This is a genomic window from Nonomuraea zeae, from assembly GCF_005889725.1.
GTDB lineage: Bacteria > Actinomycetota > Actinomycetes > Streptosporangiales > Streptosporangiaceae > Nonomuraea > Nonomuraea zeae.
This window is the reverse complement of record NZ_VCKX01000330.1, coordinates 1-12833: the sequence shown is the minus strand read 5'-3', so window position 1 is coordinate 12833 and position 12833 is coordinate 1. Positions and strand designations below refer to the sequence as shown.

Genomic DNA, 12833 nt, shown 5'->3' with positions numbered 1-12833 from the left:
ATGTGTATAAGAGCCAGGGTCCGGGTGGACGGCGCCGGCCCGCCGCCCGGGTGGTCCGGGTGCGCGGCGCCGGCCCGCCGGCCGCGTGGTCGGCGGGCCGGCGATCGCTCAGGGGCCTTCGGGGTAGACGAGGTGGACCCGGATGTTGGTCCAGTTCTGCGGGCAGTTCGCCGCCTGGCAGGTGCTGGGGTCGTGCACTCCGGTGAACTCCGGGCTCAGCTGCCAGGTCTCGCCGTAGTCGTAGGAGACCTCGAAGTAGGTGGACTCATCGAGGTTGGCCGGGTCGAACGTGGTGCGGGCGTACATGCCGAACACCGGCGCGATCGCCTCCCAGCCGGGGGAGAAGGAGGTCTTGCCGTCGATGATGTACCGCTCGTCGAACAGCCGCTTCGGGTCGGCGCCGATCGGGCCGACGATGAGCCACTGGGGCCGGCCCATGAACGAGTTCTGGTTGAGGTTGTTGCTGAGGAACTTCACGTGGTTCGCGGGGACGATCTGGAAGCCGCCGCGGACGTTCTCGTCCCAGCTGAACCCGTCGTACGGCGAGGTCGCGAAGGTCATCGCGCCGGGGTGGTTGGTGTCCATCTGGCCGATGTGGGCGAACTCCGTGCCGCCGAAGCGCCCGGTGCCCTGGACCCGCTGGACGACGTCGGCGATCCGGCGCTTCTCGCCCCGGGCGTAGCCGACATAGATCCCGCCGTTCCTGTCGTGCGTCTTCCCCGCGACCGTGTCACCCGCGGCCCAGTTCTCGAACTCGAGAGTGGTCGGCGCGGCGTTGCGTACCAGGGGCTTGTAGGCGGTGAAGCGCAGCTTCTGCGGGGGAGCCGCGTCCGGGTTGGCGCGGAAGTGCTCGGCGATGGGGAGCCAGGCCTGCTTCGTCTCGTCGAAGTAGGACAGCGGCGCGCCGGTGGGCAGCGAGCTCTTCCCGCCGAAGATCCCCGAGCCGCCCTGGATGTCGGTGTAGATGGTGTCGGCCGACCAGTTGCCCCAGTCGGCGCCGATGAACCGGTCCGGGCGGACGTTGAGCAGCTTGGTGGTCCAGTCGCGCACGCCGGTGGCCGGGTCGAAGTTGTCGTAGCGCAGCGGGTCGTAGCTCTCCTCCGGCCAGACCTTGGAACGCAGCACGTAGACGGACGTGGCGAGCAGGTGGCCCGCAGTGCCGTCGATGGCGCGCGAGTACTTCGAGGCCCAGAAACCGTCGTCGGCCTTGACGGTGCCGGTCGCCGGCCGCTGCACGTGTCCGAGCACCGTCCGCGTGCCGTCCAGCGCGACGTGCTCGACGGCGCCGCCGGTGGAGTTGTCGATCTCGACGTGGAACTGCGCGACGAAGCGCGGGTGGTTCTCCGGCCTGGCCTGCGGGGGGATCGGCGTTCCGACGATGTTGCTGATGCCCACGGGGCGGGGCGGGTTGTGCTCAAGGGCCGACGCGCCGGCCGTGGTGGCGGGAGCGAGCACCGCCACCGCCGCGAGGCTCATCACCCACAGCCGGGCGCTAGGGCGTCGGCGATTTGTCACGATATGGGGAGTGGCGTGTGATTTGTCCGAGCGAGCTGCTCGGGGAGCGGGAACCACGAGATGGTCCCTCCTCTTCTGATGTTGCGCATTATCACCGCTGCAAGTTCGGCCAGTGTTTCGAGCTGATCGTCCACCTGTCAAGATCTGGTCTTGACCGATAATGCGCATCACCATCATGATGATGCGCATTATCGAGCCGGGGGCAGCCCTTGAGGAGGTACAGATGATCACTAAATCGCGCCTGGCGGCCGGTCTCATCGCGGTCATGGTTCTGAGCGGATGCGGCGGCGGCACCGCGGCCGGCAGCGGTGGCTCCGGCGGTGACGCGAACACTCTGCGGGTCTGGTTCCCCGGCAATCTCGCCGAGGAGGTCTCGTGGGTGAACGAGAAGCTGGTCCCCGCGTTCGAGGCGGAGCACAAGGTCGACGTCCAGGTCGAGTTCGTCGACTGGGCCAACCTGGCCACGCGGCTGTCGACCGCCTTCGCCGGCGGCACCGCGCCTGACGTCTTCGGGCACGGCAACGCCGCGGCGGCCGGATACGCCGCCAACAACCGGGTGATCGCGCTGGACGACTACCTCGCCAAGATGCCTGCCAAGGACGTGTCGGACCTGACGTTCCTCGACCAGGGCAAGGTGGGCGGCAAGCAGATCATCATGCCGCTGCGCGGCTTCGGCCACCTGCTGGCCTACCGTACCGACCTGTTCCAGGAGGCGGGCCTCGACCCGGCCACCCCGCCCGCGACGTGGCAGGACCTGCGCTCGGCGGCGGACCGGCTCGTCGTCCGCGACGGCGACTCCATCACCCGCTCCGGCGTGATCTTCCCCGCCGACGACCCGACGAGCATGTCGCAGGCGTTCGGCAGCTTCCTGTTCCAGGCCGGCGGGAGCTTCGCCGACGAGAGCGGCACGAAGATCACCTGGAACTCCGAGGCGGGCAAGCGCGCGCTCGGGTTCCTCGCCGAGTTCTACAACGGCCCGAAGGCGGTGGCCACCGGCCTGGGCGAGGCGACGAGCGGGGCGGGGGCGCAGCACCCGCTGGTCACCGGCCGCGCGGCCATGGCCGTGATCGACGAGGCGACGCTGAAGAGCATCCACGAGCAGGCTCCCGACGTCGCCGCGAAGATCAAGCTGGCCCCGCCGCTGAAGGACACCACCGCGGCGTCGTTCGGCGGAGCCGGCAACGGGCTGTTCATCAGCGCCGACTCCGGCCACAAGGACCAGGCGTGGGAGTTCATCGAGTTCCTGCTCCAGCCGGCGAACGCCAAGGCGTACGTCCAGGCCGTCGGCGGCATCCCGGCGCGCGCCTCCCTGGCCACCGACCCCGAGCTCTCCGCCCAGCCGTACATCAAGCCCTACATGGACGCCGCCGCCCAGTTCCGCGGCAACCCCAACGTCGAGACGTGGACGCAGCAGCGCGAGGTGCTGGCCAAGGAGATCGAGGCCGTGCTGCGCGGCAAGACGCCCGCCGGTGAGGCGCTCGACCGCGCGGCGTCGGAGGCCGCGGGCCTGGCGAAGCAGGGCTGATGGGCCGACTCGAACGGATCTCGTCATGATTACTGAGACCCGGCCGCCAGGAGCGTCTCCCCGGGCCGAGGTGCGCCGCCCGAGGCGGAGCCCGCTCCACTCGGCCCAGCGCAGAGCGGGCTGGCTCCTGGTCCTGCCCGCCGCCCTCGCGCTGTCGCTGGTCACGATCATCCCGATCGGGTACGGCTTCTACCTGAGCCTGACCTCGTACAACCCCGTCGAGCGCGGCGGGCCCAAGTTCCACGGCCTGGACGGCTACCTCGCCGTGCTCCAGTCCGGCGAGTTCTGGCACGCCATCTGGATCACCGTCCAGTACTCCTTCGGCACGCTGATCCTGGCCGTGCCGGCCGCCCTCGCCCTGGCGCTCCTGGTCAACGGCCGGTTTCCGGGTGTGGCCCTGTTCCGTGCGGTGCTCTACCTGCCGCGTGTGGTGCCGCTGGTGGCGGTGAGCATGATCTGGCTGTGGCTGTACTCCCACGACGGGCTGTTCAACTACCTGCTGGATCTGGTCGGGCTGCCACCGGTGGACTTCCTCACCGACGAGGACACCGCCCTGGTGTCGCTGATCGGGATGCGGGCCTGGAAGGCGCTCGGAGGCAGCATGATCATCTTCCTGGCGGGGCTCCAGGCAGTCCCGGTCTCGCTGCTGGAGGCCGCGTCCGTGGACGGCTGCGGGCGCTGGCGGACGCTGCGGCACGTGATCCTGCCGCTGCTCGTGCCGATCACGACGTACGTGGTCGTGGTCGACCTCATCTACCTCGCCCAGTCCTTCTCCGAGATCTACGTCCTGACCTCCGGAGGCCCGCTGTCCTCCACGACCGTCCTGAACATGCTGATCTACAACGAGGCGTTCGAGCACTACCAGCTCGGCAACGCCAGCGCCATGGCGTTCCTGCTGTTCTGCCTGATCTTCGGCCTGGCCTACCTCAGCATCCGCACGATGGCGAGAGGAGGCCGGCGATGAGCGCGCGAACGAGCGGGACCGGCCGGCGCAGGACGCTCCTCACCGGGGTGGTCACCCTGCTGGTGGCGATGCCGTTCGTCTGGATGGTGTCGCTGGCCTTCAAGCCGAAGACCGAGGTGTTCAGCTACCCGCCGAAGCTGCTGCCCGACCAGCCGACGCTGGACAACTTCGCCTTCATCTGGAACTCCACGAACATCCCAGGGGCGATGGCCAACAGCCTGATCGTGGCGACGCTCACGGTCGCGGGGAACTGCGTCGCGGCGACGGCGGCGGGCTACGCGCTGGCGCGGATCGACTTCCGCGGGTCGCGCCTGCTGTTCACCACGGTGCTGGGCAGCGCCATGGTGCCGTCCATCGTGCAGCTGATCCCGCTGTTCCTCATCGTCAAGGGCTTCCCGCTGGCCGGCGGCAACGACCTGCTCGGCCAGGGCGGCACCGGCCTGCTTGACTCGCACGTCGGGCTCGTGCTGCCGATGCTGGTGCAGCCGCTGAACATCTACCTCGCCCGCCAGTACTTCCTCGACATGCCGGGCGAGCTGGCGGAGGCCGGCCGGCTGGACGGCGCCGGAGAGCTGCGCATCTTCTGGCAGATCTACCTGCCGCTGGCCCGGCCGATCGTGGCCACCATCGCCATCCTCTCCTTCACCGGCGCCTGGGAGGACTTCCTGTGGCCGCTGGTGGCGGTGTCGTCGCCGCAGATGCAGACGTTGCCGCTGGCGCTCAGCTCGTTCGCGGGCAGCGGCGTGACCCAGTACGGCCCGCTGATGGCCGGGACGTTCCTCGCGATCGTCCCCGTATTGGTGATCTTCGTCGCGGGTCAGCGGCACTTCGTACAGGGGCTGGGCGCGGGAGGGGTGAAGGGATGAGGCACAGCGGACCGGTCGTGACGCTGCTCCCGCTCGACGACCGGCCGGTGAACACCGGCCACGTCGCCGGGCTGGCCGGCACCGCCGGAACCCGGCTGCGGCTCCCGCCGGCCGGGCTCCTGCCGGCACGTGGCGTGCCCGCGGACATGGACGGCACGGCCCGGTGGCTGGAGGAGGCCGCCGGCGACAGCGACGCCGTCGTGGTCAGCGTCAACCAGCTCGCCTTTGGCGGATTCGTCGCCTCGCGGCGCACCACCGAGCCGCTGGCCCGGACGCTGGCCCGCCTGGACGTGCTGCGCCGGATCCGGGCGGCCCGGCCGGAACTTCCCGTCCACGCCTTCGTGACGCTGATGCGGACCAGGAAGTCCGACGGCGCCGGGGCCGAGCCGGAGTACTGGGACCGGCACGGCCGGCGCTTCTTCGCCCTGTCCGAGGAGCTCTACCGGGCCGAGCACGGGCGCCCGGCCGCGGTGGCGGACGCCAGGGCGCAGATCCCCGAGCCGTTCGTCGCTGACTTCTTCACCCGGCGGATGCGCCTGCACGCCATGCAGCTGGCCTGCGTCGAGCTGGTGGCGGAAGGAGTCGTCGACACGCTGTCGATCCTGGTGGAGGACAGCACGGTCGAGAGCGTGTCCACGAGCGAACGGGAGTGGCTGGCGGCCTGGATCGGCCGCCTCGGCCTGGGCGACCGGGTCAGCTGCCTCCCGGGAGCCGACGAGGCCGGTGCCGTGCTGGCCACGCGGGCCGCGCTGGAGCACGCCGGCCTGCGCCCGAGGGTGGCCGTCGCCGCCCTAGACCCGGACGCGCTCGGGCGGATCGCGGCGTACGAGGACGTGCCCGTCCGCGACACGATCGCCGACCAGGTCGCCGCCATCGGCGCGGTCCTGGTCGAGGACGCCGCCCAGGCCGACCTGGTGCTCGCGGTGCACCCGCCGGGCCTGCCCCCGCGCGACTGGTGCTCCGGGCCGGAGCAGCCGGAGCGGCCGGGCGGCGATGCCGTGCGCCTCGCCGGACGGGTGCGCGACCTGCTGGACGCGGGGCGCACGGTCGCGGTGGCGGACGTCGCCGACGCGAACGGCGCCGACCCCGCGCTGGTCATGGCGTTGCGCGACGCCGGCCTGCTCCGGAGCCTGGCCGGGTACGCGGCCTGGAACACCGCGGGCAACACGATCGGCAGCGCGCTGGCCCAGGGGTGCAGCCGGCTGCTGGCCGCCGGCGAGCGGCAGCTGGCCGAGCACGCCCGCACCCTCACCCACCGTCTGCTCGACGACTGGGGATACCAGACCTCCGCGCGGCGCGGGGTTCTCGCCGCCGGGACGGCCCTCCGGCCGGACCTGGTGGAGCGGGAGCTGGGCGACCTGCTCGCGGATCTCGGCCCGCCTGCCGACAAGTTTCGCGTTGTGCCCGGCAGCGTGTGCTTCCCGTGGGATCGTCCGTTCGAGATTTCCTTTGAGTTGCAGCACCTTGAGGAAGGGAACGATCGCCGGTGAAGGATGCACCCCGCCGCAGGCCGCGCCAGTCCGACATCGCCAAGGTGGCCGGCGTCTCGCAGACCACGGTCTCCATAGTGATCAACGGCCGGGAGTCGGACACCATCCGGATCCCCCCGGAGACCCGGCAGCACGTCATAGAGGTGGCGCGATCCCTGGGCTACGTCGTCGATCCGGTGGCGCGCAGCCTGGCCGGGGGGATGAACCGCCTGGTCGGTGTCTACACGTTCGAGTCGATGTTCCCGATGGACCATCACAACTTCTACTACCCGTTCCTGGTGGGGATCGAGGCCGCGGCCGAGGCGCTCGGCTACGACATGCTGATGTTCACCAGCGCCACCGGCTCGGACGGCAGCAGGTCGATCTACCGCGACGGCGTCAACCGGCTGGGGCTCGCCGACGGGTGCGTGCTGCTCGGCAAGGAGACCAACCGGGACGACATCGTCCGGCTGCGGGACGAGGGGTTCAGGTTCGCGCTGATCGGCCGTCGTGACGTGCCCGGGCCCATCACCTACGTCACCGCGGACTACGCGACCGCGACCGGGGAGGTCGTCGACCACCTGGTGGGCCTCGGGCACGAGCGCATCGCCTACCTGACTGCGGCGGACCCGAGCGAGCCGTCCGCCGACCGTGACGCCGGGTTCTGGGCCGCCCGGAGCCGGCACGGGCTCGACAGCGACGGGCTCGTCCTGTCGGTCCGCAAGGAGGAGGGGCCGTCGGCCGACGAGGTACGGCGGCTGCTGGCGGCCGGCGCCACCGCGTTCATCGCCCACGAGTCGGTGGTCGCGCTCCGGCTGATCGACCTCCTCGGCGAGATGGGCGTAGACGTGCCCGGCGCGTGCTCGGTGGCCGCGCTCAGCGACCCGCCGGACGACGTACCGGGTCCGGAGCTCACCTGCTTCCGGATACCGGGGCGGGAAATGGGGATGCGCGCGGTCGAGCTGCTGGTCCGGCAGCTCGAGTCGGAGGAAGAGATCGAGCCGCAGGCCGTCGCGCTGTCATGCGCCTTCGCCGCTGGACAGACCAGCGGCCCGAATCGAAAGGAATCATGAGTGACCGAGTTCCGCGCAGACGTACTGGTGGTCGGTGGGGGGTTGGGCGGCGTCGCGGCCGCGCTGGCCGCGGCCAGGAACGGCGCGCAGGTGGTGCTCACCGAGGAGACGACCTGGCTGGGTGGCCAGCTCACGACGCAGCTCGTCCCGCCCGACGAACATCCCTGGATCGAGGCGTTCGGCAGCACCGCGAGTTACCGGCGGCTACGCGACGGCATCCGTGAGTACTACCGCAGCGGGTACCCGCTGCGGTCCGCGTCGAGGTCGCTGGCGCACCTGAACCCCGGCGCCGGCCGGGTCGGCCCGCTGTGCCACGAGCCGCGGGCGGCCCTGGCGGTGATCGACGCCATGCTCGCCCCGTGGCAGGCGGCCGGGCAGATCACCGTGCTGCGCCGGCACGTCCCGGCGACCGCCCAGGTCGACGGCGACCGCGTGACGGCGATGGGGTTCCACGACCTGGAGACGGGCGGCGACGTCACCGTCACGGCCAGGTTCGTCCTGGACGCCACGGAGGCCGGGGACGTGCTGCCGATCACCGGCACCGAGTTCGTGACCGGCGCCGAGTCGCAGGCCGACACGGGCGAGCCGCACGCCGCGGCGACCGCGCGGCCGGACAACATGCAGGCGGTGTCGGTGTGCTTCGCGCTCTCGCACCACGCGGGGGAGAACCACACGATCGACAAGCCGGACGACTACGCCGCCTGGCGGGCGGTGGCTCCCGAGTGGTGGCACGGCCCCCAGTTCGGCTGGGTCGCCCCGCACCCGCACACGCTGGAACCCCGGCGCTACGTCTTCACCCCGAACCCCGACGACGACCCGACGGGCATCATCGCCGACCAGAGCAAGGACCCGGGGTCGGACGAGCTGTGGACGTTCCGGCGGATCCTGGCCCGCAACCATTTCCGGGCGGGCGCGTTCGACAGCGACATCACCATCGTGAACTGGCCGATGATCGACTACCTGGGCGGGCCGATCATCGGCGGCACCGACGAGCAGAACGCGGCCCACACCGCCGCGGCGCGGGCGCAGAGCCTGAGCTTCCTCTACTGGCTGCAGGCCGAGGCGCCCCGGCCCGACGGCGGCTCCGGCTGGCCCGGCCTGCGGCTGCGTCCCGACGTCACCGGCACCGCCGACGGCCTGGCGATGCGCCCGTACATCAGGGAGTCGCGGCGGATCCGCGGGCAGTACCGGATCGTGGAGCAGGACCTGGCGGTGGCCGTACGCCCCGACGGGGCCGTCTCCTACCACGACAGCGTCGGCGTCGGCTCGTACCGGATCGACCTGCACCCCTCGACCGGCGGGGACAACTACATCGACGTACCGGCCTGGCCGTTCCAGGTCCCGATGCGCGCGCTGGTTCCCGAGCGCGTGCGGAACGTGATCGCCGCCGGCAAGAACATCAGCACCACGCACATCACCAACGGGTGCTACCGGCTCCACCCGGTCGAGTGGACCGTGGGCGAGGCGGCCGGCCACCTGGCGGCGTTCTGCGTGACCCGCGACACCGAGCCGCAGCAGGTCACCGCGACGCCGGGCTTGCTGGCCGAGGTCCAGAACTCGATGACCGGCCAGGGCATGGAGCTGGGCTGGCCGAATGTCACCTACTACTGAGGCGGAGTTCTCGAATGCTTTTGCCCGAATCGCGGCTGGCCGTCCTGGTCAGTCTGCCGCGCAACGAGACCGCTCTCGCGCAGGCGGCGTCGCGTGCGGGAGCCGACGGCCTGAAAGTGCACACGAACGTGCGGCACCGGGCATCGGGGACGGCCTTCGGGCCGCTGGCGGCCGAGCGTGAGCGGCTGCGCGACATCCTCGCCGTCGGCGTCCCGACGGGCCTCGTCGTCGGCGCGGCCGGATCGGTGTCGCTCGCGGAGATGGCCGAGGCGCGGGAGATGGGCTTCGACTACTTCGACGTCTACGCCGCCGACGCGCCCGCGGGCTACGTCGAGGCGTGCGGGCCGGTGACGCCCATGGTGGCCCTGGGGCCGGGCGACGGCCCATCCCAGGCGCGGGCCCTGGCGCGGCGGGGGAGCCGGGCGCTCGAACTGTCCACGCTCGAACCCGAGAGGTACGGCACGCCGCTGACGCTGGCGACCCTGGCGAGGCTTGAGGCGGTGGCGTCGGCGGTCGACATCCCGGTCATCGTGCCGAGCCAGCACGCGCTGCTCCCTGACGACCTCGCGCTTCTCCAAGAGGCGGGCGCGGCGGCGGTGCTGCTGGGGGCCGTGGTGACGGGCGCAGACGCGGCGGAGTTCGGTACGCGGATCGCGCCGTACGTCGCCGCCGCCGCCCGCTAGCCTCCGCCGGGAGGAAGCCGGGCCGAGCACGGATAGGCACGCGAGCTTGACGGCGGTGGCCGGCAGGGAGACGCCTTTTCGCCCCTGCCGGCCACCGCAATGACCCGGGCTACAGCTAGATGATGTTGTAGTAGTCGAGGCGCTCGACGGTCAGCGTCAGCTTGCCGTGCCGGCAGGAGAAGGCCGGCGACTTCGGCGACGGGAGATCTGGCGAGATCAACGAGACGCGGCGCGGGCAGGAGCCCACGTCGGCCTGCACGGCGAACCTCGGCTGGGGCGCGATGCCCTGGTCGTAGTTGTGGTTGACGAGGTGGATGGAGCGCCTGCCGGTGCCGCGCTGCTCAAGCAGGCTCGCCGCGACGCCGGCCACACCGACCCGCACCGCCCCGGCGCCGATCGCGTTGTCCCTGAAGATCGCGCGATGGTCCTTGTAGAAGCGGGTGTAGGTCTTGAAGAAGTCCATCATCCCGAGGTCCGTCGCGGTGGGGCTGCCGACGGTGTCCTTCAGGTGGAAGGCGGGGAAGACGCCGTTCGCGTACGCCTCGGCGCCGAAGATCCGCCAGTAGTCCTTCTTCTCCTCCAGCGGCAGGTTGAGGTAGCTGGTCATCATGTCGTTCGGCCAGTCGATGAACACGACGACCGGCACGTGGCCCGCGATCCGGGCGCTGCGCTCCTTCAGGTAGCGGTACTGCGACTGGAGCGACTTGGCGCCGTTGAGGTGGCCGCCGGCCACCGGCACGTAGTCGGCGCCGCGGAAGTCGGGCGTCTGCTCGTCCGGGTTCCACGGGTACATGCCGACGCTGTTGAGATCCACGTAGGGCCACAGCCCGTTCGAGGAGATGAGAATGCCGCGGTGCCGGGTGCGCCAGGCGTACGCCCGCATCTCGTCAACGATCTCTTTCCAGTACCGGCGGATGTACGTGGCGGTGAACGACGTGTCCTCGGCGTACATGCGATTGGCGACGACCCGGCCCCACTCGGGAGCGAGCGGGTTCGCCGCGTTCAGGGGGTCGAGGTTCCAGCCGCCCGCCCGCAGGTAGTCGCGGTAGTTGAAGTTGACCGCCAGGTCGCCGGCCGGCACGTCGCGACGGAGGAGGTTGCCGTCGGTCATGCCGAAGCGCGACTTCCATTCCGCGGCGGTGAAGGTCGGATATTTCGCCAGGAGATAGCGGTTGAAGTCGGCGATCGCGTAGTCGTCGAAGCCCTCGTTGCCGTTGAAGCCGTACTTCGACCCGCCGCTGAATCCGGCGTTGATCTCGTCGAAGTTGAGCCCGTCGACGCCGCCGTCCACCTGGATGCGCGCCCAGGACAGGAGGTATTCGCGGTATCTGGGGTTGAAGAGGTTGCCGCGCCGCGCCGGCTCCGGAAAACCGAACTCGTCATGGGGCACCGGATCGCCGTTCGCGTCGCGCGTCGACATGTCGTCGAAGATCTCGGCGGTGGCGAAGTCCTTCGGGAAGATCACGCTCGCCGTGCCGCTGCCCATGAAGGTGATGCCCTTGGCGTGGTAGCGGCCGATCTGCGCGAAGTCGTAGTCGGCTGCCTCGTCTCCTGCCGTGGACCACTTCCCGATCGCGCGGATGGTGGTGTCCGGGTCGAGCTCGTAGACCTGCGGGTCCTCTTCATGCACGTCCGACTGGCTGAACGCGTACACGACGAAATCTTCCGCCCTGGCCGGGCCTCCGGTGGCGCCTGTGGCCGCCGCCGGCTGTACCGACACCGCGAGCGCGACCGCCACGATGCTCGCTGACCGGCGCAGCAGCCCAGATCGCCGTGGCATCAGGCCCCCTGAGAGCTTCGGCGCCGCTCATCGGCAGATCTCGAAAGCATACGTCAGACCCGAGTCGTAAGGTCCGGCGCCGTCGATAAGTCTGTGTCCGGCTTCCCGGCCCGACAAAAGCCCTGGTCAATCGTATTTCGGTCCGCCCCGGGAACATACAACAGATTGCCCTAATGTCTTAACAAATGTTGACATGTCGTTCATCGGATGGATAGAAATCGTTCATCGAATCGACAGACGGGAGGCGGACACCGCATGATCGGGGCGACCGAGTTGCTCTCGGTGCAGACCACCCTGCCTGAGCCGGCGTTCGACCTGCACTACCTGCACCATCCGCTGGACGTCCCCGCCGGGACCGCCGAGCTGGAGCTGGTGCTGGAGTACGACAAGATCGTCGATGTCGTCCAGATCTACGCGGTGCTGCTGGAGCCCGACGGCACGTTCCGCGGCCACGTCCAGTGCCCGGGCGGCCCCGGGCCCCGGCGGCTGGTGATCCGGGTGGGCACGGACGGCGCCACGCCAGGGTGCGTGCCAGGGCCCATCCCGCCCGGTCGCTGGACGGTGCGGCTCGATCTCGACCGGCACAAGGCGGCGGCGCCGTACAGGCTGACGGTCAGCGCAGCGGCGGCGGGCTCAGTGGTGGCGAGCGCGGCGGCGGGCTCAGCGGCGGCGAGCGCGGCGGCGCGGGTGGAGCCCGACGACGGCAGGGGCGCCGGCGTCGTCGGTGGCCCCCGCTGGTACCGCGGCGAGCTGCACAGCCACTCCATCCACTCCGACGGGCGCCGGCCGGTCGCCGACCTGGCGAAGGCCGCCAAGGAGGCGGGCCTGGACTTCCTCGCCGTCACCGACCACTTCACCGCCGCCCACTGGCAGGACCTCGACGGCGACGACGGCATCGTCCTGCTGCACTCGATGGAGCTCACCAGCCACCGAGGCCACGCCAACCTGCACGGCCTGACCCGCTGGGTGGACACCTACGTGGACCGCCCCGAGCACACCATGGTGCACGTCGCCGACGACGTGCACGAGCAGGGCGGCCTGGTGTGCGTCAATCACGCCTTCAGCGGCGATCAGGCGTGGCGCCGCTTCGACACCCCCTGGGACCGGATCGACCTCATGGAGATCGCCCACCTCCAGCAGGGCGCCAACAACGACGCCCAGATCGGCCTGTGGGACCGCCTGCTGACCGCCGGGCACCGCGTGATCGGCGTGGCGGGCAGCGACTGCCACGACCCGGCCGATCCGGGCCAGGCACTCGGCCAGGTGGTCACGGTGGTGCACGCCGAAGAGGCCGGCGAGCGCGGCATCGTCGAGGCGCTCCGGCGGGGGCGGGTCCGGGTGTGGCGG

General features: G+C 70.7%; 10 protein-coding genes. 8 read left to right on the top strand and 2 right to left on the bottom strand.

The window, feature by feature from the left end:
• Nucleotides 1–108 precede the first annotated feature (108 nt).
• Nucleotides 109–1476 carry a hypothetical protein gene (locus tag ETD85_RS52965; protein ID WP_138697449.1) on the bottom strand — a complete coding sequence of 456 codons (1368 nt, stop codon included), beginning with the start codon at nt 1474–1476 and terminating at the stop codon, nt 109–111.
• A 262-nt stretch (nt 1477–1738) separates the two neighbouring features.
• On the opposite strand from ETD85_RS52965, the gene ETD85_RS52960 reads away from it, so the two are divergent.
• Genes ETD85_RS52960 through ETD85_RS52930 form a run of 7 tightly spaced genes read left to right on the top strand, consistent with a single transcriptional unit; the run spans nt 1739 to nt 9706 of the window.
• The gene (locus ETD85_RS52960; RefSeq protein WP_170247330.1) at nt 1739–3040 is read left to right on the top strand and encodes an ABC transporter substrate-binding protein; all 1302 of its coding nucleotides are present in this window, start codon (nt 1739–1741) and stop codon (nt 3038–3040) included.
• A gap of 25 nt (nt 3041–3065) precedes the next feature.
• Complete coding sequence (locus tag ETD85_RS52955; RefSeq protein ID WP_138697447.1) at nt 3066–4004, top strand: carbohydrate ABC transporter permease; 939 nt, start codon at nt 3066–3068, stop codon at nt 4002–4004.
• Nucleotides 4001–4870 (top strand): carbohydrate ABC transporter permease, encoded by an 870-nt coding sequence (locus ETD85_RS52950; protein ID WP_138697446.1) that lies wholly within the window; start codon nt 4001–4003, stop codon nt 4868–4870. Before ETD85_RS52955 ends, ETD85_RS52950 begins: the two co-directional genes overlap by 4 nt.
• Complete coding sequence (locus ETD85_RS52945) at nt 4867–6360, top strand: DUF4127 family protein (RefSeq protein ID WP_138697445.1); 1494 nt, start codon at nt 4867–4869, stop codon at nt 6358–6360. The genes ETD85_RS52950 and ETD85_RS52945 overlap by 4 nt, the downstream gene beginning before the upstream one ends.
• Entirely contained in the window at nt 6357–7412 is a 1056-nt protein-coding gene (locus ETD85_RS52940; protein ID WP_138697444.1) for a LacI family DNA-binding transcriptional regulator, read from the top strand. Before ETD85_RS52945 ends, ETD85_RS52940 begins: the two co-directional genes overlap by 4 nt.
• On the top strand, nt 7413–9023 hold the full coding sequence (locus tag ETD85_RS52935; protein WP_138697443.1) for an FAD-dependent oxidoreductase: 1611 nt from the start codon (nt 7413–7415) through the stop codon (nt 9021–9023).
• A 14-nt stretch (nt 9024–9037) separates the two neighbouring features.
• Nucleotides 9038–9706: a hypothetical protein gene (locus ETD85_RS52930; protein WP_138697442.1), complete on the top strand. Its 669-nt coding sequence runs from the start codon at nt 9038–9040 to the stop codon at nt 9704–9706.
• Nucleotides 9707–9821: 115 nt separating this feature from the next.
• Here the strand turns inward: ETD85_RS52930 and ETD85_RS52925 are convergent, their stop codons facing one another.
• Entirely contained in the window at nt 9822–11486 is a 1665-nt protein-coding gene (locus tag ETD85_RS52925) for a hypothetical protein (protein ID WP_138697441.1), read from the bottom strand.
• Between the two features lie 255 nt (nt 11487–11741).
• Here ETD85_RS52925 and ETD85_RS52920 point away from each other — a divergent pair.
• On the top strand, nt 11742–12833 hold a 1092-nt coding region (locus tag ETD85_RS52920; RefSeq protein WP_138697440.1), incomplete at its 3' end, for a CehA/McbA family metallohydrolase.